This is a genomic window from Azospirillum terrae (assembly GCF_053470425.1).
Window position 1 is genome coordinate 174,586 of record NZ_JBPXMR010000009.1, and the last position, 23,394, is coordinate 197,979.

Genomic DNA, 23,394 nt, shown 5'->3' on the forward strand with positions numbered 1-23,394 from the left:
GGGGGAGAGGGTTCGATTACTCGGCAGCCATGCGTTGCGTCGGGGGCCCAAGGGCACCGGCCTCGCGGATCTCCGCGATCACGCCTTCATCGAAGCGCAGCACGTCGCGCAGGATCTCCTCGGTGTGCTCACCCAGCAGCGGCGAGCGCGTCACCTCGGTGGGGCTGTCGGACAGCTTGATCGGGTTGCCGACCGAGAGGTACGTGCCGCGCGTCGGGTGATCGACCTCCACCAGGGTGCCGGTCGCCTTCAGCGACGGCTCCTCGGCGATCTCCTTCATGGACAGGATCGGGCCGCAGGGGATGTCGTGCTGATTGAGGATGTCCATGGCCTCGAACTTGGTCTTGGTCTTGGTCCATTCCTCGATGACGCCGAAGATCTCCATCAGCCGCGGCAGGCGGGCGCGCGGGGTTGCGTAGTCGGGATGGGTGGTCCACTCCGGCTTGCCGATGACGTCGCAGATCCTGGTCCACACTGGCGCCTGGGCGATGAAGTAGATGTAGGCGTTGGGATCGTCCTCCCAGCCCTTGCACTTGAGGATCCAGCCCGGCTGGCCGCCGCCGGACGCATTGCCGGCGCGCGGCACCGCGTCGCCGAAATGGCCGTTGGGGAACTGCGGGTACTCCATGAGCGGCCCGTGGGCGAGGCGCTGCTGGTCGCGCAGCTTGACCCGGCACAGGTTGAGCACCGCGTCCTGCATGGCCGCCAGCACCTTCTGGCCGCGCCCGGTGCTGTTGCGCTGGTACAGCGCGGCGACGATGCCGAGCGCCAGGTGTAGGCCGGTGCCGCTGTCGCCGATCTGCGCGCCGGTGACCAGCGGCGGGCCGTCGTCGAAGCCGGTGGTGGATGCCGCGCCGCCCGCGCACTGTGCGACGTTCTCGTAGACCTTGCAGTCCTCGTACGGGCCGGGGCCGAAGCCCTTGACCGACGCCACGATCATCCGCGGGTTCAGTTCCTGGATGCGCTCCCAGGTGAAGCCCATGCGGTCGAGCACGCCGGGGGCGAAGTTCTCCACCAGCACGTCGCAGGTCTTCACCAGCTCCTCCAGGACCTTCTTCCCCCGAGGATTCTTGGTGTCGAGCGTGATGCTGCGCTTGTTGTGGTTCAGCATCGTGAAGTAGAGGCTGTCGGCGTCCGGCACGTCGCGCAACTGGCCGCGCGTGATGTCGCCTTCGCCGGGACGCTCCACCTTGATGACGTCGGCGCCGAACCAGGCCAGCAGCTGTGTGCAGGTCGGACCGGACTGGACGTGGGTGAAGTCGAGAATTCGCACACCCTCAAGTGCCTTACCCATGTAAACCCTCCCTGGGCTTAAATTCCGTGTTGGTCGATCTCACGATTTTTACTGAGTCGGCTTTTTGCGGACCGCGCTCTGCGGGTTGAGGCTGCCGATGTTGCCGCTCTCGGTGCCGGCCGCCGGGTCGATCACCGCGTTGATGAGGGTCGGCCGGCCGGAGTCCATGGCCTCGCTGACGGCGCGGTACAGCGCGTCGGGCGTCGTCACATGCACGCCGGCACCGCCGAAGGCTTCCATCATCCGGTCGTAGCGGGCGTCCTTGACGAAGACCATGGGCGACGCGTCGGCCCCGCCGGTGGGGTTCACGTCGGTGCCGCGGTAGATGCCGCTGTTGTTGAAGACGACGATGCAGACCGGCAGCTTGTACCGGCAGATGGTCTCCACCTCCATGCCGGAGAACCCGAAGGCGCTGTCGCCTTCCACCGCCAGCACCGGCTTGCCGGTCTCCACGGCGGCGGCGACGGCGTACCCCATGCCGATGCCCATGACGCCCCAGGTGCCGACGTCCAGGCGCTTGCGCGGCTGGTGCATGTCGATGACGCCGCGCGCCAGATCGAGCGTGTTGGCCCCTTCGTTGACCAACATGGCGTCCGGCCGCTCCTGGATGACGCGCTTCAGCGCCCCCAGAGCCCCGTGGAAGTTCATCGGCACCGCGTTGCTCATCAGCTTCGGCGCCATCTTGGCGATGTTGGCTTCCTTGCGAGTGTTGACGGCGTTGATCCAGTCAGCCGGCGGCGCCGGCCAGTTGCCCTCGATCCCGGCAAGCAGCGCCGACACGCAGGAGCCGATGTCGCCGACCAGCGGCGCGACGATCTCGACGTTGCTGTCCATCTCCTTGGGCTCGATGTCGATCTGGACGAACGTCTTCGACCCCGGCTCGCCCCAGGTCTTGCCCTTGCCGTGCGACAGAAGCCAGTTGAGGCGGGCGCCCACCAGCAGCACGACGTCGGCATCCTTCAGCACCGTCGAGCGCGCCGCACCCGCCGAGAGCGGATGCGTGTCCGGCAGCAGGCCCTTGGCCATGCTCATCTGCAGGAACGGAATGCCGCTCTTCTCGACCAGAGCGCGGATCTCCGCGTCGGCCTGCGCGTAGGCCGCACCTTTGCCCAGGATGATCAGCGGGCGTCTGGCGCCCTTCAGCACATGGAGCGCCCGCGTGACGGCGAACGGAGCGGGAAGCTGGGCCGGCGCCGGGTCGATGACCTTGACCAGCGACTTCCGCCCTTCCTCCGCGTCCATCACCTGGGCGAACAGCTTGCCCGGCAGGTCGAGATAGACGCCGCCCGGACGGCCCGAGACCGCCGCGCGGATCGCGCGCGCCACAGCGATGCCGATGTCCTGGGCATGCAGCACGCGGAAGGCCGCCTTGCACAGCGGCTTCGCGACGGCCAACTGGTCCATCTCTTCGTAGTCGCCCTGCTGCAAGTCGACGATCTCGCGCTCCGACGACCCGCTGATCAGGATCATCGGAAAGCAGTTGGTGGTGGCGTTGGCCAGCGCCGTCAGGCCGTTGAGAAAGCCCGGCGCCGACACCGTCAGGCAGATGCCGGGCTTCTTGGTCAGGAAGCCGGCGATCGCCGCGGCGTTGCCGGCGTTCTGCTCGTGGCGGAACGAGATGACGCGCATGCCCTCGGCCTGCGCCATGCGCAGCAGGTCCGAGATCGGAATGCCTGGTACGGCGTAGAGGTTCTCGATGCCGTTGAGCTTGAGCGCATCGATGACGAGCTGAAAGCCGTCCGTCAGCGCCTGCGATGCATCAACTTCAGACGCGTCCGTGGCTTGGTTCTTGAGCGTTTTTACAGCCGCGCTTGACATAAGGGTAAGTCCTCCCGGAGCTCCTAAAGGTTCAGGATCGGTCAATCGAGAAAATCGCAGTTCTTCTCCACATGGCGGGCAAGGCCCATGGAGTGCGCACGCATCCTCCGCTCGGCCAGATCGGCGTCGCGACTGGCCAGGGCGTCGATGATTTCCCGGTGCTCGACGATGGATTTGTCCGCCCGGCCGCCGCGGCGCATGGTGACGCGGCGGATGGCCCGCATGTGGATGAAGAAGCGTTGCGTCAGGTCGCTGATCAGCTCGCAGCCCGACGCCTGGACGATCTTCTGGTGAAACGCCAAGTTGGCGTCCGAGTATTCGAGAAGGTGATCGTCCAGCCCGAGGTCGGTGAACGCATCGAAGATGCGCCGCAGTTCCTCGATGTCCGCATCGCTGGCGCGCTGGCAGAACAGGCGGGCCGCCATGCCCTCCAGGGCGGCGCAGACGGTGATCATCTCGACGATCTCGGTCCGGGTCTTGCGCACCACGAAGATGCCGCGGCGCGGCTGCGAACGGATGAAGCCTTCCTGTTCCAGCAGCGCCATGGCTTCGCGCACCGGCGTGCGGCTAACCCCCAGCGCCTCGCACAGCTGCCGCTCGTCCAGGCGGATCTCGCTGGCCTGGCCGTAGATGTCCATCTGCGTGATCGCGCTGCGCAGGGCCTGATAGGCCTTGGTCTTGAAGCTCAGCCCCTGTTCCAGGGGCTCGACGGCAAACATCGTTCGATCCATCGGCGTCTCCCGCACCCGCGCTTTGAGCGCGTCGATGCGACCTCCCTTGTCCGCGGCCCGCATTCATCGGCGGGCAATGAATTATCGATACGGTATACCAGATGCCAAGGCCGCACAAGGAAATTTGCGGACAAGACTGACTGTTCGCCGACCGACCGGTTCACGCGCGACACAACCAGACCAAGCCGCTGTTTTCAAAGGCATTTCTATCGATCACCTGGGCTCCGCGCGCCGCAGAATCGGCCCAACCATGTGGTACACCACATACCATTTTCGCATGGCAGCCTCGCGAAGAGGCGGCTGCTCCTGGCCTCGGATGCGCACCGCGGCCTCCCGGTCTTTCCACATCATGGAAAAAATAGTGGTATTTGGTATGCGGCCGACCAATCCGCTGGCAGCGGCACTCGCCCGGGCGTACCATGAGACGCTCATAAAGAAACCCTCGGGAGGAGTGCCATGAAGGCTGTGGATGTGATGACCAACCCCGTGATCACCATCGACCCGGACAGCACGGTCGCCGATGCCGCCAAGCGCATGCTCGAGCACCGCATCAGCGGCCTCCCCGTCTGCGATCCGGCGGGACGCCTGCTCGGCGTGATCAGCGAGGGCGACCTGTTGCGCCGTGCCGAAGCCGGCACGCAACGCCGGCACTCCTGGTGGCTGTCCATGCTGGCCGGCTCGGCGGGACAGGCCGCCGACTACGTCAAGCAGCACAGCCGCCGGGTCCGCGACGTCATGAGCACCAGCGTCATCACCGTCGAGGAGAACACCCCGCTCGACGCGGTGGTGGGGCTGATGGAAACCAACCGCATCAAGCGCGTGCCCGTGGTCCGAGAGGGCAAGCTGGCCGGCATCATCAGCCGCGCCAACCTTCTGCACGTCCTGGCCAGCGTCGCCTCCGACGTCGCCGACGCCATACCCGACGACCGCACCTTGCGCGACCGCGTGCTGGGCGAGTTGCGCGACCAGCCCTGGGCGCCCGACGCCGGGAAGAACGTCGTGGTCCGCAACGGCGTGGTCCATCTTTGGGGCAGCGTGCGGTCGCAGACCCAGCGCGACGCCATGCGCGTCGCCGCGGAGAACGTCCCCGGCGTCCGCAACGTCGAGGACCACCTGACGGTGGTCGACGCCGTGGCGGAAGGCGCGGCCGGGCTGTAGAAAGACTTTGAAACGCCAAGGCACCAGGAAGGAATAGGTCCTTTCCTGGTGCCTTGGCGTCCCCCTTGGCGTCCCTGGTGGTTCAATCTCCCGCCGTCACTTGCCTTTGATCCGGCAATGGAGAAGCACGAACGCCAGCAACAGCGCGAACAGACCGAGGATGACGACCTCGCCCGGCCCCGCACCGGCCCCGCGAAGGGACCGGATGACACCGAAGCCAGGGCGCTCTTGTAGGCCGCGAGGTACCCGATGGGATCGGGATGTTCCATAGGAGCCACCTCCCCAGGCGAATGAGGTCAGTGGTGCGCGGCGACCGGGGCGGCCCGCGTCTCCATCGCGCCGGCCTTGACCAGTTGCACCTTGATGAGGTCGCGCACGCTGATCACGCCGACCAGCGTCGGACCGTCCAGCACCGGGACGTGCCGGATGGTGTGCTCGTCCATGAGATGCAGGACGTGCTGCACCGGGTCGTCGGGCCGGCAGGTGATGGGGTTCCTGGTCATCAGCGCCGACACCGGCTGGTTCAGCACCGCCGGCCCGCGATCCACAAGGGCGCGCACCACGTCGCGTTCGGAAATCACGCCGACCACCGTGTTGCCCTCGGTGCGGCAGACGTCCTTGACCACCAGCGCGCCGACGTTGTCCGCCTTCATGAGCCGCAGCGCGGTGTCCACCGTCTCGTTGATGCGGACCATGTTGATGCGCGTGCCCTTGCCGCGCAGAATGTCTTCGACCTTCATGGCATTTCCTCCCTGGGTTTGTTCTTGATCGGTTATTGCGCCGCGACCGATGGCGCCGCCTCCTCGATCCTGGGCTGCGGGTGCGTGTAGAGACCGGCCACCGCGCCGCGCTGGCGCACCAGGGCCAGCACCACATCGATGGTCGGGGTCGGCACGCCGACCATCCGGCCCATCTCCTGCACCACCGACAGCAGCGCGTCGATTTCCATCGGACGGCCGCGTTCGAGGTCCTGGAGCATCGACGTCTTGTGCGCTCCGACGGCACCGGCCCCGTTGATGCGGCGCTCCACATCGACGCGGAAGTGCACGCCGAGGCGATCGCCGATCTCCTTGGCTTCCAGCATCATCGCCTTGGCAACGGCGCGGGTCTCCGGATCGGCGCAGATGACGTCCAGGGTGGCGTGGGTCAGCGCGCTGATCGGGTTGAAGCACAGGTTGCCCCACAGCTTCAGCCAGATCTCGTCGCGGATGCGCTCAAGCACCGGCGCCCGCAACCCGCCCGCCTCCATGGCCTGGCTCAGCCGGCGGACGCGCTCCGACGTGCTGCCGTCCGGTTCGCCCAGGGAGAACTTGTCGCCATAGACATGCTTGATGATTCCCGGCTCGACCACTTCGGTGGCCGGATAGACGACGCAGCCGATGGCGCGCTCCGGCCCGAGGCGCCGCCACTGCGCGGCATCGGGATCGACGGACTCCAGGGTCCGCCCCTCGAACGCGCCGCCATGCTTGTGGAAGTACCAGTAAGGGATGCCGTTGACGGCGGTGACCACCGCGGTGTCCGGATCGAGCAGCGGCTGCATGGACTTCACGGCCCCCGGCACCGAATGCGCCTTGAGGCCGACGACCACGTAGTCCTGAACCCCTAGTTCCCGCGGATCGTCGGTGCAGCGTGGGTGGACGACGCTCTCCTCGTCGCCGACGATCAGGCGCACCCCCCGCTCGCGCATCGCCGCCAAGTGGGCGCCCCGCGCCACGAGGCTGACCTCGGCCCCGGCCTGATGAAGCCGAACTCCCAGGTAGCCGCCGATGGCACCCGATCCGAAGATGCAGATCTTCATGCTCCTCCCCCGTTCGCTTGTCCGCGCCAGCCGCCAACCAACGGCGACCCAACAGTCAGTCCGACCGATTGTTTGGAGTTTGGTATACCAGATACCGTATGTCAATGCCCCGTGTGGCTGATTGCGCACTCGAAGGGCATAGGCCAGGATGATGCCCGGCGGATCGCGGCGCGGACGCAGGTCTTCCTGCCGCAGCCATGCCGGGTCGCCCGGTTCTGTTGCGGCGTTTGCGGCGGGGGTAACGGAGATATGCGCCCCAAGAAGAGCCTGTTCATGGGCCGGCAGTTCACGGCTGAGACTCCGCATCGCCTTTCTTCAGGCATGCCGAGGCCCCGGCGATCGCGACCGTTGCGTCGAGCCGGTGCTGGGTACTTGCGTTGTCGAGCTTGGCGAAGCGCCACAACTCGCCGGCCTTTGAAGGCGCTCTTCTTGGACCGCATCATTCCGCTGCCCAACTGCGAACGCTGCAACGAAATCGGGGAAGCGTGTGGGGAAACAAAAAGGGCCCAGCCAAAAAGCTGGGCCTTTTCAATCAGTTAGCCACACCCCGAGAGAGCGCTTCCCCACGGGGAGGCGACGATTCCGGCGAGTGACCTAGTGATTCCAACAGCTTAGCAACCGCCATCGACCATCTTTGTACCACCGAACAAGCCCCCTGCCCTGTTCTTCTCGCAGCCCAGCAGGTTCAAATCACGGGCGGGATTTGGCCTTTACCGAACGCACATCCAGCGCTGAGCGCCGGGCCTCTGGCCCCGGTCGGGACAGGCAACCCCGAAGCCGTCAGCCCCGCCGGGCCGCCTCGATGGCCGCGACGTCGATCTTCGTCATGCTCATCATTGCCTCGAACGCGCGCTTGGCTTCATCGCCGCCGGCAGCAAGCGCCTCGGTCAGCGCGCGCGGCGTGATTTGCCAGGAGACGCCCCATTTGTCCTTGCACCAGCCACAGGCGCTTTCCCGGCCGCCATTGCCCACGATGGCGTTCCAGTAGCGGTCGGTCTCGTCCTGATCGTCCGTGGCAATCTGGAACGAGAAGGCTTCGTTGTGTGTGAACGCGGGCCCGCCGTTCAGGCCGAGGCAGGGGATGCCCGCGACGGTGAATTCGACCGTCAGCACGTCGCCCGCCTTGCCGGACGGGTAGTCGCCGGGGGCACGGTGGACCGCGCCCACCCGGCTGTCCGGAAAGGTCTCGGCGTAGAAGCTCGCTGCCGCCTCGGCGTCCTTGTCGTACCACAAGCAGATCGTGTTCTTGGCAATGGCCATGGTCGTCTGTCCTTCCACCACGCTCTCTAATCAGCCGGGAGCACGCTGGCAATCACCGCCGCCGCGGCCAGCACACGGGGGTCGTCGCCAAGCCTTCCGACCAGTTGGACGCCGACCGGCATGCCAGCAGGCCCCCTCAGGCCCGGCACGGTGACGCTGGGAACGCCGAGCAACGTCCAGACCCGGCTGAACACCGGGTCGCCGGTCGCGTCCAAGCCCTCCGGCGCCTCGCCCGGCGCGCTCGGGACCAGCAGCACATCGAAGTCCTCAAAAACCTCGGCAATCCCGGCGCGCGCTTCCCCCGCCAATGCCCTGGCGGCGTCGTAAGCGTCAGGCGACATGGCGGCGCCGGCTTCGAGGATCTCCCGCAGCTTGGCGCTGAGCCGGTCGGGAGTCCCCAGCATCTCCGGCGCGCAGGACCGGGCACCCTCATAGGCCATGATGGTCTTCTGCGCGTCGCTCAGGCCGCGCCAGCGCTCGGGCAGAGCCACGTCGCGAACGTTGATGCCGGCCCCGCCCAGGCGGTGCATGGCGTCGTCCAGCGCGGCGCAGGTGGCCGGTGCGGCCGCGTCCCATTCATACGTGCGACACAGGCCGATACGCGGGCGGAAGCCATCCTCGGTAACCCTCAGCTTTGGCCGCCCCGACAGGATCGCGGCGAAGAAGGCGGCGTCTTCGAGCGTGCGGGCGAAAACACCCACCGTGTCCAGGCTGTCCGCGAAGGGCCGCACGCCCGTGCGGTCGATCAGGCCGAAGCTCGGCTTGTAGCCGACGCAGCCGCAGAAGCTGGCGGGGCGGATCACCGAGCCGGCGGTCTGCGTGCCGAAGGCCAGCGGCACCATCCCGTCAGCCACCGCCGCCGCCGACCCGGAGGAGGACCCGCCGGGCGTGCGGCCGGGATCCTGCGGGTTGCGGGTCTTGCCCGGCTGGAAATAGGCGAACTCTGTGGTCACCGTCTTGCCGAGCATCAGCGCGCCCGCTTGCCGCGCCAGCGCCACGCAGGCGGCGTCGCGCGGCGGCCGGAACCCCTCGTAGAGCGGGGAGCCGTAGCCGGTCGGCATGTCGGCGGTGTCGATGATGTCCTTCACCCCCATGGGCAGCCCCTTCAACGGGCCGGAGCCCGCGCGGTCGATGCGCCGCGCCGCCTCCAGCGCCGCTTGCGCGTCGAGGTGCTGCCACGCCTGCACGGCCGGCTCACGCTCGGCGATGCGCTCCAGGCACTGGCGGGTCAGCGCTTCGCAGGTGAGACTGCCGTCGGCGATGCGCTGGGCGGCCTCCAGGGCGGTGGGGATCATCGGCACCAATCCTCGATGATGCGGCGGTAGGCCTCGACCGCCTGATCGATGCGCGGGACGAGGCAGTATTCATCGGTCTGGTGCGCCATCGCCGCCTCGCCGGGGCCGAGGATCACGGTGGGCAGCCCGCCCATGGCCGGTGTCAGCGCCGAGGCGTCGGTGAAGTAGGTCGCCCCCTTCACCACCGGCGCCTCGCCCAGCAGCGGCTCCATGATGGCGAAGACGCGGCGCATCCAGGAATCCTGCGGATCGGTCCACACCGCCTCCACGTCGACGATGGGGGCCATCGCCACGTCGGGGCCGAGGAAGCTGCCCAGCGCTTCCCGTACCCGCGCGTGGGTCTGGCCGGGCACGGTGCGGATGTCCAGGCCGATCTCGGCGCGGTCCGGCACGGAATTGACGTTGATGCCGCCGTGCAGCGTGCCGACGTTCAGCGTCGGGCTGCCCAGCACTTCGTGCCGGCGCTCGTTGAAGTCGAAATCGTCGAGCTTCACCACGGCGCGGGCGGCCTTGGCGACGGCGTTGACGCCCTTCTCCGGCATGGAGCCGTGCGCGGTCACCCCCTCCGCCACCGCCTTCAGCCACAGCGCCCCCTTGTGGCCGACCAGCGGGTAGTTGGAGGTGGGCTCCGCCACCACCAGCGCCCCGGCCCTGCCCAGCAGGCCGGGCTGGCTGCACAGGTGGTAGGCGCCCTCGCACCCCGTCTCCTCCGCCGCGGTGATGACCAGCAGCGCGCCGGGGCCGCCCTCCAGGACGGTGCGCCGGTCGATGCACGCCTCCACGAAGGCGGCGACGCCGGCCTTCATGTCACTGGAGCCGCGGCCGAACAGCCTGTCCCCGACAATTTCGCCGCCAAACGGGTCCTGCGTCCACGCGCGCATGCCCAGCGGCACCGTGTCGATGTGGCCGGTGAAGGCGAGGGGCAGCGTCCCCTCCCTGCCGCCGATGCGGGCGACGAGGCTGGCGCGGTTGTCGCCGAATTCCACCACATCCACGGCGAAGCCGTTTTCCTCCAGCCGCCGGGCCAGGATGTCTGCGCAGCGCCGCTCGTTGCCGGGCGGGTTGATGGTGTTCTGCCGGACCAGCGCCTGCGTGAGCGCGACGGCGGGGGAGTGCGTCATGGGATCCTTCCTTTACCCGAAATACGCCTGGTGGACCTCGTCGCTGCCCATCAGCTCGTCCGGCGTGCCGGAGGCGACGACGCGCCCCTGGCTCAGCACGTAGCCGAAATGGGAGATCGCCAGCGTCTGCTTGGCGTTCTGTTCGACGAGGAACACGGTGATGCCCGCCTCGTTGATGCGGCGGATGATGGTGAAGTTCTCCTTCACATAGAGCGGCGAGAGGCCGAGCGACGGCTCGTCGATCAGCAGCACCTTCGGCTCCCCCATCAGGCCCCGCCCGATGGAGACCATGGCCTGCTCGCCGCCGGACATGGTGCCGGCCAACTGGGTGCGCCGCTCCTTCAGGCGGGGGAACAGGGCGTAGACCCGCTCCAGCCGGTCGCGCAGCCGGCCCTCGTCCCGCACCAGATAGGCGCCGAGGCGCAGGTTCTCCTCCACCGTCAGCTTGGGGAACAGCCGGCGGCCCTCGGGGATCGCGCCGATCCCCTCGGCGACGATGCGGTGGGTGGAGAGGCCGACCAACTCCGCCCCGCCGAAGCGGATCGAGCCCCGGCGCGGCGGCGTCAGGCCGAGGATGCCGCGCACCAGCGTCGTCTTGCCAGACCCGTTGGCGCCCAGCAGGCAGGTGATGGTCCCGGCGCGCACGCTCAGCGAGACGCCATGCAGCACGTCGGCCTTCTCGTAGCCGCTGGTGAGGCCGGCGATGGTCAGGTCGGCGCTCATTCCACCCCCAGATAGGCTTCCTGGACCTGCCGGTCGCCGGCCACCTCGCGGTAGCTGCCCTCGGCGATCTTCTGGCCGAAATTCAGCACGACGCAGCGGTCGGTGATGCGCTCGATCACGCCCATCTCGTGCTCGATGATGATGATGGCCAGCGACGGATCGACCCGGTCGCGCACCTCCAGGATATCGTCCATCAGCTGGCGGGTCTCCTCGTGCGTCATGCCGGCCGAGGGCTCGTCGAGCAGAAGCAGCTTGGGGTGCGCGATCAGCGCCCGGCAGATCTCGATGCGGCGGCGCTGGATCATTGGGAAGGCGGCCACCGCCTCGTCCATGCGGCGGGCCAGCTCGGGATTAAAGGTGTCGAGGATGACCCGCGCCTCCTCGCGCGCCGCCTCGTACTGCTCGCGGAAGGCGCTTCGGCGCAGCAGGTTGAACCACAGGCCGCGGTTCAGGCGCTTGTGGTTGCCGACCATGACGTTGTCCAGGATCGACAGCGGCAGGCACAGGCGTGAGCGCTGGAAGGTGCGGACGATGCCCGCCCCGTACACCGCCTGCGGCGTCCAGCGGGTGATGTCCTGCCCGTCGAAGCGCACCCGCCCCTCGTTGGCCGCGTAGATGCCGGTGACGACGTTGAAGAAGGTGGTCTTGCCGGACCCGTTCGGCCCGATCAGCCCGACCACCTCGCCGGTGCCGACCTGCACGTCCACGCGGTTGAGCGCCAGCAGCCCGCCGAAGCGGCGGGTCAGCCCGGTCACCTCCAGAAGCGGCGACGGCACCAGCATCAGCCCCTCCCCGGCGCGTAGCGGCGCAAGGGCCGCGGCAGCAGCCCCTGCGGCCGGAACAGCAGGATCAGCATGACCAGCACGGCGTAGAGCAGGAACCGGTATTCCTGGATGACCTGGAACTTCTCCGGCAGAATCACCACCAGCGCGGTGCCGAGCATGGCGCCCCACAGATTGCCGATGCCGCCCAGGAGGATGATCGAGACCAGGATCAGGCTGTCGCCGAAGGTGAAATTGTTGGGCGCGATGAAGCCGACCATCAGCGCGTACAGCGCCCCGGCCATGCCGGCCAGCGCGTTGCCCCAGGTGAAGGCGACGATCTTCCAGCGCGCAATGTCGTGGCCGAAGCAGGCCGCCGCCGTCTCGTCGATGCGCACTGCGTCGAGCGCCAGCCCGACCCAGGAGCGCTCCATCCGCCGCGTCAGCGCGAACGCCAACACCAGCAGCGCCAGCGCCGCCAGCACATAGACCACGTAGTGCGACAGCTCGACCTCACCGAACTCCAGCGCCGTGTTGGGCTTCCAGCCGAAGACGCTGACGCCGCGGATCTTCATGCCCTGCGGGCCGCCCAGCGTGTCGTTCACCTCCAGGAAGGTCTTCATCAGGATGGCGAAGGCGATGGTGACCACCGCCGTGTAGTGCCCCTTGGTGCGCAACATCGGCAGGATCAGGAACGAGCCGATCGCCGCCGCCGCCACGCCGCCCAGTGGGATGGCAAGCAGATGCGGCAGGCTCGAATACTTGACCAGCACCGCCGCCGTGTACGCCCCCACCCCATAGAAGGACGCACCGGCGAAGTTCACCATCCCGGCATAGCCGAACTGCACGGTCAGCCCGATGCAGGTGGTGGCGGACAGCAGCACGGTCGCCAGCATCAGGAGCGGGAAGTGGTCTTCGTAGAACCACGCGGTCACCGCCAGCACGGCCAGCACCACGGCGGCGTTCAGCACCCCCTCGTGCGCGTCGAAGGAGGCACCGACGGCGCGGGCGAGCCCGAAGCGCCACGCCCCGGCCGCCGCCAGCGCGGCGCCGAGCAGCAGCGCGCCGACCGCCGCCTGCTTCTCGGCGGTGAGCAGCGCCACGGCGAACACCGCCCCGGCGATGATCGCGGCGAGCCCCGGCAGGATCGAGGGTTTCGCGGCTGCCATGCTCACACCCGCTCGCTGCTCTTTTCGGCGATCAGGCCGCTGGGGCGCCACGCCATGATGGCGATGACGACGGTGTAGGCGAACACGTCCTTGTAGGCGCTGGCGAACGGCAGCGCGACGGCGCCGATGGTCTGCAGGGCGGCGAACAGGAATCCGCCGAGGATGGCGCCGTAGAGGTTGCCCAGGCCGCCGATGATCGCCGCCGAGAAGCCGGCCACCCCCAGCAGCAGCCCCATGCCGAAGTTGATCTCGTTGTAGTACAGACCGTTCATCACCCCGGCGAACGCCGCCACGCCGGAGCCCAGGGCGAAGGTGACCAGCACGATCAGGGTGAAGTTGATGCCCATGCAGCGCGCCGTCTCCTCGTCCTGCGCCACCGCGCGGATGGCGAGGCCCAGGCGGGTGCGGTTGATGAGGAGGTTGAGCGCCACGATCACTGCCAGCCCGGCCAGCAGCAGGATCACCGAATCCGCCCGCACGGTGAAGCTGCCGAAGGACACGGAGTCCGCCGGCAGCAGCCGGGGGAACGGCTTCGGGTTGGCGCCCTCCGGGTAGAACAGCCGCACGCCTTCGCGCAGCACCGTGCCGAGCATCAGTGTGATCAGCAGCGTGTTGAGCGGCGGCGCCGAGCGCAACGGCATCACCAGATACCGCGCGATCAGCGCCCCCAGCAGCGCCATCGACCCGACCGCCGCCACCGTCACGCCGAGCACCTGCACGACCGGGCTGGCGACGCCCAGGGCGCGCAAGCCGAGATACGTCGCCAGCCCGGCGAAGGTGCCGACCATCAGTACGTCGCCGTGCGAGAACTTGATGACGTCCAGCACGCCGAAGAACAACGTAAAGCCGACCGCGACGAGGGCGTACATCATGCCCAGCATCACGCCGTTGGCGACGTATTGACCGATGAGGCCGAAGTCCATGGTGCGCTCCCGGCGGTCAGCGCTTCAGGTTCCGCTTGCCCGCTGCGTATTCGCTGTCCTCCCACACCACCCATTTTCCGTCCTGGGAGACGTACTTGGTGATGGCCGCCACCGTGTTCTGGCCGTGGTCGTCGAAGGTGATCGGGCCGACGATGCTGTCGTGGTCCTTGGTCCTGCGCAGCTCGTCGCGCACCTTGCGGCGGTCAGGTCCGACCTTCTCGATGGCGTCGAGCAGCAGGTTCATCGCCGCGAAGGCGAAGGGCCCGTAGGCCTCCGGCGGCTCGCCATAGCCAGCGGCTTGGTACTTCTCGACGAAGAACCGGCCGCCCGGCAGCTTGTCCACTGGGGCGCCCTCGCGGAAGGCCAGCGTGCCCTCGGCCAGCGGCCCCAGCCCCTCGATGTAGGCGTCCGACACGATGCCCGACGTGCCCTGGAACTGCACGTTCCCCATGCCGAGCTTGTCCATTTGCGAGCGGATGCGCACCCCGATGGGGGTCAGCCCGCCGAAGAAGATCACCTCCGGGTTCAGCGCCTTGATCTGGGTGAGTTCCGCCGTGAAGTCCTGCTGGTCCGCCGTCACCCCGAAGGCGCCCAGCACCTGCAAGCCGTTCTGCTTGGCGAACTTGGTGAAGTACTCGTTGTGGCCCTTGCCGTAGTCGGTGGTGTCGTGGATGATCGCGAACTTCTTGAAGCCCTTGTCGGTCATGAACTTGGCGGCAACCTCGTTCTGGTTGATCATGGTGCCGTTGACGCGGTCGATCTCCTTGTAGTCGTTGGCATAGGTGATGTCGGGCAGCACCGCGCCCCAGACGATCGCCGGCATGCCGAATTGGTGGTAGACGTCCACCGTGCCGATGGCGACCGCCGAGCAATAGTGCGTCACCCCGCCGATCACCGCCTTGTCGGTCGCCGCCTTGGTGGCGACCTGCACGCCGATGTTGGGCTTGCACTCGTCGTCGAGCACGGTGAGCTGGTAGCTGTACTTGGCCTTGGCATCGGCGTTGCGCAGCTTCACCGCCAGATCGGCCGAGTTGCGCCCGCCAAGCCCCACAGCCGCGACGCCGCCGGTCAGCGGCCCGATGAAGGCGACGGTGACCGTGTCCTTGGCCCGCGCTGGCGGCGCGCCGAGCGCCAGAGCGGCAGCCAATGCCGCGGCCGCCATACCACGCATGCTCGTCATCGCTTCCTCTCCCCGTTGTCATTTGATCTTTGGCGTTCAGTAGTTCAGTCCCAGCCAAGTCTTCACCTGATCGTGCATGTCGCCCATGAAGTGCTCGCGCGGACCCTCGCCGGTGACCTCGCCCAGGCTCAGCACGTAGGTGTGGTCGGACAGCTCGATCACCTTGCGGATGTTGTGGTCGACCAGCAGGATCGCCATGCCCTCGCGAGCGAACAGGCCGATCCAGTCGAACACCTGCTCGGCGATCTTCGGCGACAGGCCGATGCTCGGCTCGTCGATCATGCAGAGCTTGGGGCGCAGCAGGTAGGCCTTGGCGAACTCCACCTGCTTCTGCTGCCCGCCGCTGAGCGCGCCGGCCTTGCTGTCCAGGCGGGTGTGGACCAGCGGGAAATGCTCCAGCATCTCCGCCCAGCGGTCGCGGCCGGCACCATCCGCCCCGGCGAGTTGGCGGCGCCGGCGCAGCGGGATGGTCAGGTTGTCGCGCACGCTCATGTGCGGGAACAGGCTGGACTCCTGGGGGATCAGGCCCATGCCGAGGCCGATCAGCTCGTGTGGGCGGATGCCGGTGATGTCCCGGCCGTCGAAGACGATCCGCCCGGCCTTGAGCGCCAGCAGCCCGCAGGCCGCCTTCAGGATGGTGGACTTGCCCGCCCCGTTCAGCCCGATCAGCCCGCGCACCGAGCCGGCCGGCACCTCCACCGTCACGTTCTTCAGCACGTCGATGTCGGCGGAATAGCCGGCGGTGACGCCTTCCAGACGCAACAGCGCGCTCATGCCGCATGCCCCCCCAGATAGGCCTCGATCACGTCCGGGTCGTCGAGCACGGCACGCGTCGGCGCGTCGGCGATGACCGAGCCGGCGTTCATGCAGACGGAGCGCGGGCACAGCTCCACCACGATGGGCATGTCGTGGCTGACCAGCAGGAAGGTCTGCCCCTCAGCGTGACGCCGCCGCACGAAGTCGGCCATGACCGCCCGCATGGTCGGGTGCACGGCGGCGAACGGCTCGTCCAGCAGCGCCACGCGCGGCGGCACCATGAAGCAGGTCCCGAACTCCAGCAGCTTGCGCTGCCCACCGGAGAGCTGCCCGGCGTCGAGGTTCATCACGTGGTCGATGCGCAGCTCCTCCAACAGCAGCAGCGCCCGCCGCTTCGCCTCCTCCGCCCCCAGGCCGAGCGCCCGGCCGGCCACCAGCAGGTTGTCGAGCGCGCTGATGCGGTTGAAGGCGCGGGTGAGCTGGAACATGCGCAGCACGCCGCGCTGCGCGATGCGGTCGGCGCTCAGCCCCAGCAGCGAGCGCCCTTCCAGCACGATGTCGCCGCTACCCACCGGCAGCAGGCCGCTGAGCATGTTGATCAGCGTCGTCTTGCCCGACCCGTTCGGGCCGATCAACCCGACCAGTTCGCCCGCCTCCACGTCGAAGGAGACGTGATCGACTGCGGCGATGCCGCCAAAGGTCTTGGTCACGTCGCGGATGGAGAGAATTGCCACGGCCGCCCCCCTTACCGCGTGCCGACGGCCGGTTGGACCGGTGCCGCGGCCCGCCGGGTGAGCGCCAGCCGCACCAGCCCCCATAGCCCGTCGCGGAAGAAGCGCGCCACGACGATGACCAGCAGCGCGAAGACGATCAGGTGCCAGCCGCCGAAGTCGCGCACCGCCTCCGACCCCAGATAGACCAGGAAGGCGCCCAGGATGGGGCCGACCAGCGTCCCCATGCCGCCGATCACCGTCATGCTGATGACGAAGCCGGTCTGCATGATCAGCCCCAGTTCCGGACTGACCAGTTGGGCGAAATGGGCGTACAGCGCCCCCGCCAGCCCGCAGATGGCGGAGCTGGCGACGAAGGCCGCCACTTTCCAGCGCACGACGGGCACGCCGCGGCTGGCCGCCGCGATCTCGTCGTCGCGGATGGCCTGGAGGAACAGCCCGGCCTTGGACTTCAGCGTCAGGAAGATGCCGACCTGCACCACCAGCAGAACCGCCAGGAACAGGTAATAGTACGCCAGCCGCCCGTCGAAGATCCCCGGCACGCTGAGCCCCAGGTCGCCGCGCGTGATGTCGTAGGAATTGCCGACGATCAGCCGCGCGATCTCGGCGAAGGACAGCGTCGTCAGGCCCAGGTACGGCCCGCTCAGCTTCAGCGCCACCCGCCCCAGCACCCATCCTAGCACCGCCGCCGCCAGTATCCCCACGGGGATGCCGACCCAGAAGGGCTGCTCGTACCGGTAGGCCATCAGCCCGGTGCCGTAGGCGCCGATCATGGCGAAGGCGGCGGGGGCCAGCGACATCTGCCCGGTGTAGCCGGCCAGCAGGTTCCACCCCGCCGCCTGGAGCGCGAAGTACATGCACACCACCAGCACGCCCAGCCAGTACTCGTTGACGACCAGCAGCGGCGCCAGCGCCACCAGCGCCAGGAGGATCAGCGAGGCGGCGAACTCGCGGTTGGCGCGGGTTTCGGAGTTGTCGATCATACCTCGCGCCCCCGCTGCCCGAAGAGGCCGTGCGGCCGGACCAGCAGCACCAGCACCAAGATCACCAGCCCGAAGGTGTCGCGGTAGTCGTAGCTGATGTAGACGGCCGCGAAGCTCTCCAGCACGCCCAGCATCAGCGCCGCCAGGAACGCCCCGGCGATGGAGCCCATGCCGCCCAGCACCACCACCACGTAGGACTTGATGGCGGTGAACACGCCGACCTCCGGCGAGGCGTTGATCAGCGGCGCCAGCAGCCCGCCGGCCAGCGCCGCCAGCGCACCCGCCGCGGCGAACACCAGGGCGCTGACCTTGCTGGTGTCGATGCCCGCCAGCGAGGCGCCCAGCCGGTTCTGCGCCACCGCCTGGATCTGCTTGCCCCAGAAGCTGTAGCGGATCAGCAGGAACACCGCGGCGATGACCGCCAGCCCCACCGCCGCGGCGGTCAGCCGCTGCCCGCTCATCATGAAGGGGCCGAGCGCCATGCGCGGGCTCGCCACCAGCGACGGCCCGCGCATGGGGTAGGGGCCGACCACCTTGTCCACGAGGTTGATCAGCAGCAGCGACAGCCCGAAGGTGACGATGATCGCGTACTCGTCCCGCAGGTTGCCCCAGGAGGAATAGCCGGCGTAGAGCGGCCGCATCAGCGTGCGCTCCGTCGCCCAGCCCAGCGCTGCCCCGGCCGCCAGCGCCACCGGCAGCGCCAGCCACGGGTTGATGCCCAGCGACACGCACGCCAGCGTGTAGGCGTAGGAGCCGACCATGTAGAACTCGCCGTGCGCGAAGTTCACCACGCGCAGGATGCCGAAGATCAGCGACAGCCCAATGGCCATCAGCGCGTAGAACACGCCGGTGATCAGGCCGTTGACCGCAAGGTCGAGCGCCAGCATGCCCTCACGCCCTCCCCGCCAGAACCGCCTCGACCGCCGCGCCGATGCCCAGCACCGTCACGTCCGCGCCCGGCCGCCCAACGATCTGCACGGCGGCCGGCAGCCCGTCGGCATCCTCGCCGCAGGGCAGCGTCAGCGCCGGCATGCCGGCAAGGTTGAAGGGCGCCGTGCAGCGGGTCAGCGCCGTGTGCACCGGCAGGCTGGTGCCGCCCACGTCCACCGTCGCGGCGTCGGCCGGCGGGGCGGTGGACAGCAGCGTCGGCAGCACCAGCGCGTCCACCCCGTCCAGCGCGGCTAGCAACTGGCGCGTGAGGTGACGGCGCAGGCGCTGCGCCTTGACGTAGTCGGCGGCGCGCAGGAAGCGGCCGATCTCCAGCCGCACCCGCACGTCCTCGCCCAGCCCCTCCGTCCGGCGCAGGGCCAGGGCCTCGTGCCCCTGGGTGGCCTCGGGGGCGATGGTGAAGAACTGCACGGCCGGGGCGAGGTCGATGTCGGCGATGGCCCGGTCCTGCACGGTGAAGCCGGCGGCCCGCAGCCGCTCCAGCGCCGCGCCGAACAGCCGCGCCACCTCCGGCGTGACGAGGTCCATGAAGAAGGTCGCCGGCCGCACCAGCCGGAAGCGGCGCCCGGCCAGAGCGGCCATCGGCCCAGTCACTTGGCCGGCGTCCAGCCCGGCCATCACCTCGAACATCAGCGCGGTATCCGCGACGCTGGCCGCCAGCGGCCCGACATGGTCGAGCGAGGGGGCGAGGTCCAGCACGCCGGTGCGGGGCAGCGCGTCGTAGCTCGGCTTGAAGCCGACCACCCCGCAGCACGCCGCCGGAATGCGGATGGAACCGGCGGTGTCCGTGCCGATGGCAAGGTCGGCCATGTCCGCTGCGACCGCCGCCGCCGACCCGCCGGACGATCCGCCCGGCAGCCGCCCCGCCCCGCGCGGGTTGCCGACCGCGCCGAAATGCGGGTTGGCGCTGGTGATGCCGTAGGCCAGTTCGTGCAGGTTGGTGGTGCCGACGATCACCGCCCCTTCCGCCCGCAGGCGCGCGACCACCGGCGCGTCCTCCGCCGCAACGCGCGGGACGACGGCGCGGGTGCCGCCGGTGGTCGCCAGCCCGCGCACCGCCGCCAGATCCTTCACCGCCACCGTCACCCCAGCCAGCCGCCCGGCCCGCGCGCCCGCCGCCACCGCGTCGGCCTGGGCGCGCGCCCCGGCCTCGTCCACCGTGACGAAGGCATTGAGCGCCGCCCCCCGCCGGATGCGGTCGAGCTGCGCGTCGAGCCGTGCGCGCGGGTCCAGCTCCCCGGCCACGACGCGGCGGGCCACGTCCGCAACGCCCACCGCCACCGGCGGCGCCGCGGCGTCCGGGAAGGCCAGCGGGTGGCGCTCCGGGCTCAAGTGCGGGGCATCGTTCCCGGCAGGCGTGGCGGCGAAGCGTTCCACCTCCGCCCGATTCATGCGCAGTCGTTCCGCCCAGAGTTCCGCGCGGTCGCGGTCCGGCAGCCCGTGCAACGCCGCCGCGCCCTCCAACCGGGACGCGAGACCGTCGTCGAAGATCATGCAGACCTCCAAACCCCTCTCCCGCCCCGGGAGAGGGTTTACTTCGCCGGCTTCGCCAGCTTGCCCATGTCGAAGGCCAAGCCCGGCGCCTGCACCAGCGGCGTCTTGTCGAGCGGTTGCTTCACCTCGGTCACCTGGAAGGTGACGTAGGGGATGTCGACCCACTGCTGGAACGTGTAGCCCGGCTTGTCGGAGTAGGTGATGGCGCCGCGCGTGCCGGTGAAGTTGGTCTTCTGCATGGCCGCGATCACCGCGTCCGGCTCGGTGGAGTTGGCGCGCTTGATGGCGTCGGCGATCACGAACAGCGAGTCCGCGGCCTGGAAGATCAGGCGGTTCGGCTCGTTCTTCGTGCGCGCCTTGTAGGCGTCGCCGACCTGCTTGCCAACGTCGGGGATCTGCATGCTGGGGTGGTAGAGGCCGAAGACGATCATGTCCTTGCCGGCCTCGGTGACGTTGTCCCAGAAGTCCGGGTAATCGACGATCCCGGCGCCGTCGTAGAACCATGTCTTAGCCGTCGGGGCCACGCCCTGCTCGTAGAGCTGGTTCATCAGGATGTAGGCGCCGGGCGGCAGCATGGCGTTGATGACCATGTCCGGCGGATTGCCCTTCAGCGCCAGGATGGCCGGCGTGTAGTCCTTGGACGCGCGGTCCATGCGTTCATAGCGGTAGTTGACGTTGGGCGCCTTTTCCTTGACGAACTGCGCCAGCGCCTGCGCCTGTCCCAGGCCGTAGTCAGTGTTCTCGGCGAAGGTGACGACGCTCTTTACCCCCATCTGCGCGATCACCTCGGCCATCGCCGAGGCGACGCGCGTGTTGTAGTTGTTGGGGTTGAAGACCTGTTTGTAGCCCTTCTTGCGGATGTCGTCCGACCAGCCGTTGGTGTTGACGTAGGGGACGTTGTAGCGCTTGGCGACCTCGATCTCCGCCAGCACGTTGGAGCTTTGGTGCTCGCCGGTCAGCGCCACGACCTTGTCCCGGGTGATCAGCTTCTCCGCCGCCGCGCGGCCCTTCTCCGGCACGCCCTGGCCGTCCTCGTAGAGGATCTCGACCGGGCGGCCCAGCACGCCGCCCTGCTTGTTGATGATGTCGCGGGCGACCTCCAGCCCGTCGCGAACCTGGGTGCCCTGCACCACGGACCCCGGCGGCGACTGCGCGATGATGGCGCCAATGCGGATCGGCTCGCCGCCCTGCGCCAGCGCTCCGCCCGACAGGGCGGTCCCGGCCAGCAGGACGGCGAGCCCCGTCCCCTGTCCAAACAGGCTCTTGGACATGCCTCGTCTCCTCCCCGAATTGTTGGCCCCCCGGCGGGATCTCGCGTATGGTTCTTGGTCTGACCGGTCGGACCGTTGTCATAGGTTAGTTTGCACGCAAAACAATCGTCAAGCCGGCCAAACGGAGAGGGGGGAGGCGCATGGACCAGAAATGGCGCCCGATCACTCAGCAGGTGGTGCAGCGCCTCCAGCGGATGATCACCGACGGCGACTTGGCGCCGGGCAGCCGCCTGCCACCGCAGCGCGAGCTGGCCGAGCGCTTCCGCGTCAGCCGCACCTCGCTGCGCGAAGCGGTTCTCCAGTTGGAAAGCCAGGGCCTGATCCGCGTGGAGCCCAGCCGAGGGGCCTTCGTCCGCGACCCGGCGGAACAGCGCCTGTCCGCCGTCGAGCATTGGCGCTTCAGCGACCGCTACTCGGAGGCCGAGGTCTACCAACTCCGCTACGCGCTGGAGGGCTTCACGGTGCGCCTGTCGGCCCGGCACGCGACCGCGGACGACGTGGCGCGGATGCGGGCCATCAACGGCGCCATGCTGGACGCGCTCACCGCCGGCGACCTGCCGGCGGCGACGGAGCACGATTTCGACCTGCACATCGCGATCATCGACCTCGCCGGGAACCGCGCGGTGCGGGAGATCATCCAGCTCTACCGGCCGGTGATCCTGGAAACCCAGCGCCTGCCGCTGTCCGACCGCAACCGCCTGATGGAGCCGGTGCAGGAACACGAGGCCGTCATCCGCGCGCTGGAGCGTCATGACGGGGATGTGGCGGCGGTCGCCATGCGCCATCACATCGCCCGGGCCGCCGAACGCCTGAAGGTGCCATTCGCCGCTAGCTGACCTTCGGCGTCCGGTCTCTGGTTAGGCCCGGACAATTCCCTGCTCCATGTCATTGTCCGCAGGCTACGGCCAGCAGCGAAAACGCCGCCTCGGGTCGTGCCCCACAGAGCTGGTGTAGGCGGGCGGTTCCCCACAGAGGGGCGGTCATCGTGGTTCTTCGGTAGAGTCTGGTCACCACACCTCAACCCACACGAAGGGTGACCACGATGACCGACGAGATGATGGCGCTTCGCACGATGCTTGAGAAGGGCACGGACGCCGCTGTTCTGCGCGAGATGGTCGGCTTTGCCGCGCAACGGCTGATGGACCTGGAGGTGCAGGGGCTGACCGGCGCGGGACACGGCGAACGCTCGGTCGAGCGGCTGGTGCAGCGCAACGGCTACCGGGATCGGGACTGGGAAACCCGGGCCGGCACCGTCGAGCTGCGCATCCCCAAGCTGCGGCGTGGCACCTACTTTCCCGGCTTCCTGGAGCCGCGCCGGATGGCCGAGAAGGCGCTCACCGCGGTGATCCAGGAAGCCTATATCCAGGGCATCTCGACCCGCTCGGTGGACGATCTGGTCCAGGTCATGGGAATGTCGGGCATCTCCAAGAGCCAGGTCAGCCGGCCGTGCGCCGAGATCGACGAGCGGGTGATGTGCAACGACAATTTCGAAGTCCGGCCAGCGTCAATTACGGGTTCTTCCGCACTTCTGGTGCAAACAGGGGTGCCGGCGCGTAGCGGCATCCACACATAGAAGGAAGTCGCACTCTCCAGCCGCCATGTAGCCATTGCCCTTCGATCTTCACGCCGTTGTTCCGGCGGGTCTTTCCATCATTCAGTTCTTGCCAACCACAGACCGCATCGTGCTCGTCGCCAAGCCGACAGCGATCGAATCCGCCTGTCCGTTGTGCGGCTACATGTCCGGGCGCGTCCACAGCACCTATGTCCGCCGTCTCGCCGATCTGCCCTGGCAGGGCAAGCGCGTGGAACTTCACATTGCCGCGCGCCGCTTCCGCTGTTCGGTCCTGACGTGCCGGCGCACCATCTTCACCGAGCGCCTGCCCGAGGTCGCCCTGCCCAAGGCCCGGCGCACGCCCCGTCTGGCCCAAGCGCAACGGGACATCGGCTTGGCTCTGGGCGGCGAGCCTGGGTCGCGCCTAG

The 23,394-nt window shown here is 68.5% G+C and carries 22 protein-coding genes and 1 pseudogene; 4 read left to right on the forward strand and 19 right to left on the reverse strand.

All coding sequences use genetic code 11. The features are described 5' to 3' along the window. Window positions 1-16: 16 nt before the first annotated feature. Genes frc through ACSVDD_RS21705 form a run of 3 tightly spaced genes read right to left on the reverse strand, consistent with a single transcriptional unit; the run spans window position 17 to window position 3,843 of the window. Complete coding sequence (gene frc, locus ACSVDD_RS21695; protein WP_448191479.1) at window positions 17-1,294, reverse strand: formyl-CoA transferase; 1,278 nt, start codon at window positions 1,292-1,294, stop codon at window positions 17-19. A gap of 48 nt (window positions 1,295-1,342) precedes the next feature. Then, window positions 1,343-3,112, reverse strand: a complete 1,770-nt coding sequence (oxc, locus tag ACSVDD_RS21700; protein WP_448191480.1) for an oxalyl-CoA decarboxylase — start codon at window positions 3,110-3,112, stop codon at window positions 1,343-1,345. A gap of 41 nt (window positions 3,113-3,153) precedes the next feature. After that, window positions 3,154-3,843 carry a GntR family transcriptional regulator gene (locus ACSVDD_RS21705; protein ID WP_448191481.1) on the reverse strand — a complete coding sequence of 230 codons (690 nt, stop codon included), beginning with the start codon at window positions 3,841-3,843 and terminating at the stop codon, window positions 3,154-3,156. Window positions 3,844-4,299: 456 nt separating this feature from the next. Between ACSVDD_RS21705 and ACSVDD_RS21710 the strand changes: the two genes are divergently transcribed. After that, entirely contained in the window at window positions 4,300-5,001 is a 702-nt protein-coding gene (locus tag ACSVDD_RS21710; RefSeq protein ID WP_448191482.1) for a CBS domain-containing protein, read from the forward strand. Between the two features lie 296 nt (window positions 5,002-5,297). On the opposite strand, the gene ACSVDD_RS21715 is transcribed toward ACSVDD_RS21710, so the two are convergent. The 16 genes from ACSVDD_RS21715 to ACSVDD_RS21790 all read right to left on the reverse strand — a co-directional run bounded on the left by ACSVDD_RS21715 (window position 5,298) and on the right by ACSVDD_RS21790 (window position 21,414). Beyond that, window positions 5,298-5,741 (reverse strand): CBS domain-containing protein, encoded by a 444-nt coding sequence (locus ACSVDD_RS21715; protein ID WP_448191483.1) that lies wholly within the window; start codon window positions 5,739-5,741, stop codon window positions 5,298-5,300. A gap of 32 nt (window positions 5,742-5,773) precedes the next feature. Beyond that, window positions 5,774-6,799: a 2-dehydropantoate 2-reductase gene (locus ACSVDD_RS21720; protein ID WP_448191484.1), complete on the reverse strand. Its 1,026-nt coding sequence runs from the start codon at window positions 6,797-6,799 to the stop codon at window positions 5,774-5,776. Window positions 6,800-7,579: 780 nt separating this feature from the next. Then, window positions 7,580-8,059: a VOC family protein gene (locus tag ACSVDD_RS21725; RefSeq protein WP_448191485.1), complete on the reverse strand. Its 480-nt coding sequence runs from the start codon at window positions 8,057-8,059 to the stop codon at window positions 7,580-7,582. A 26-nt stretch (window positions 8,060-8,085) separates the two neighbouring features. Continuing rightward, window positions 8,086-9,354: an amidase gene (locus tag ACSVDD_RS21730; protein ID WP_448191486.1), complete on the reverse strand. Its 1,269-nt coding sequence runs from the start codon at window positions 9,352-9,354 to the stop codon at window positions 8,086-8,088. Beyond that, on the reverse strand, window positions 9,351-10,475 hold the full coding sequence (locus ACSVDD_RS21735) for a M20 family metallopeptidase (RefSeq protein WP_448191487.1): 1,125 nt from the start codon (window positions 10,473-10,475) through the stop codon (window positions 9,351-9,353). Before ACSVDD_RS21735 ends, ACSVDD_RS21730 begins: the two co-directional genes overlap by 4 nt. Window positions 10,476-10,487: 12 nt before the next feature. Continuing rightward, complete coding sequence (locus ACSVDD_RS21740; protein WP_448191488.1) at window positions 10,488-11,198, reverse strand: ABC transporter ATP-binding protein; 711 nt, start codon at window positions 11,196-11,198, stop codon at window positions 10,488-10,490. Next, window positions 11,195-11,980 (reverse strand): ABC transporter ATP-binding protein, encoded by a 786-nt coding sequence (locus ACSVDD_RS21745; protein WP_448191489.1) that lies wholly within the window; start codon window positions 11,978-11,980, stop codon window positions 11,195-11,197. The genes ACSVDD_RS21740 and ACSVDD_RS21745 overlap by 4 nt, the downstream gene beginning before the upstream one ends. Further along, window positions 11,980-13,128 (reverse strand): branched-chain amino acid ABC transporter permease, encoded by a 1,149-nt coding sequence (locus ACSVDD_RS21750; protein ID WP_448191490.1) that lies wholly within the window; start codon window positions 13,126-13,128, stop codon window positions 11,980-11,982. The genes ACSVDD_RS21745 and ACSVDD_RS21750 overlap by 1 nt, the downstream gene beginning before the upstream one ends. Window positions 13,129-13,130: 2 nt before the next feature. After that, window positions 13,131-14,051 carry a branched-chain amino acid ABC transporter permease gene (locus ACSVDD_RS21755; protein WP_448191491.1) on the reverse strand — a complete coding sequence of 307 codons (921 nt, stop codon included), beginning with the start codon at window positions 14,049-14,051 and terminating at the stop codon, window positions 13,131-13,133. A gap of 16 nt (window positions 14,052-14,067) precedes the next feature. Next, entirely contained in the window at window positions 14,068-15,231 is a 1,164-nt protein-coding gene (locus ACSVDD_RS21760) for a branched-chain amino acid ABC transporter substrate-binding protein (RefSeq protein ID WP_448191492.1), read from the reverse strand. Between the two features lie 36 nt (window positions 15,232-15,267). Then, window positions 15,268-16,005, reverse strand: a complete 738-nt coding sequence (locus ACSVDD_RS21765; protein ID WP_448191493.1) for an ABC transporter ATP-binding protein — start codon at window positions 16,003-16,005, stop codon at window positions 15,268-15,270. Beyond that, on the reverse strand, window positions 16,002-16,721 hold the full coding sequence (locus ACSVDD_RS21770; RefSeq protein WP_448191494.1) for an ABC transporter ATP-binding protein: 720 nt from the start codon (window positions 16,719-16,721) through the stop codon (window positions 16,002-16,004). Before ACSVDD_RS21770 ends, ACSVDD_RS21765 begins: the two co-directional genes overlap by 4 nt. An 11-nt stretch (window positions 16,722-16,732) precedes the next feature. Next, window positions 16,733-17,701 carry a branched-chain amino acid ABC transporter permease gene (locus ACSVDD_RS21775; protein WP_448191495.1) on the reverse strand — a complete coding sequence of 323 codons (969 nt, stop codon included), beginning with the start codon at window positions 17,699-17,701 and terminating at the stop codon, window positions 16,733-16,735. Further along, window positions 17,698-18,588 (reverse strand): branched-chain amino acid ABC transporter permease, encoded by an 891-nt coding sequence (locus ACSVDD_RS21780; protein ID WP_448191496.1) that lies wholly within the window; start codon window positions 18,586-18,588, stop codon window positions 17,698-17,700. The genes ACSVDD_RS21775 and ACSVDD_RS21780 overlap by 4 nt, the downstream gene beginning before the upstream one ends. A 4-nt stretch (window positions 18,589-18,592) precedes the next feature. Beyond that, a complete protein-coding gene (locus tag ACSVDD_RS21785; protein ID WP_448191497.1) occupies window positions 18,593-20,143 on the reverse strand; it encodes an amidase in 1,551 nt (516 codons plus the stop codon). Between the two features lie 38 nt (window positions 20,144-20,181). Next, on the reverse strand, window positions 20,182-21,414 hold the full coding sequence (locus tag ACSVDD_RS21790) for an ABC transporter substrate-binding protein (RefSeq protein ID WP_448191498.1): 1,233 nt from the start codon (window positions 21,412-21,414) through the stop codon (window positions 20,182-20,184). 140 nt (window positions 21,415-21,554) lie between these two features. On the opposite strand from ACSVDD_RS21790, the gene ACSVDD_RS21795 reads away from it, so the two are divergent. The 3 genes and pseudogenes from ACSVDD_RS21795 to ACSVDD_RS21805 all read left to right on the forward strand — a co-directional run. Further along, window positions 21,555-22,250 carry a FadR/GntR family transcriptional regulator gene (locus ACSVDD_RS21795; protein ID WP_448191499.1) on the forward strand — a complete coding sequence of 232 codons (696 nt, stop codon included), beginning with the start codon at window positions 21,555-21,557 and terminating at the stop codon, window positions 22,248-22,250. 206 nt (window positions 22,251-22,456) lie between these two features. After that, a pseudogene (locus ACSVDD_RS21800) lies at window positions 22,457-22,885 on the forward strand (transposase); the annotation flags it as partial. Window positions 22,886-23,075: 190 nt separating this feature from the next. Beyond that, window positions 23,076-23,394, forward strand: a 319-nt coding sequence (locus ACSVDD_RS21805) for a transposase family protein (protein WP_448191500.1), incomplete at its 3' end; no start/stop codon positions are given.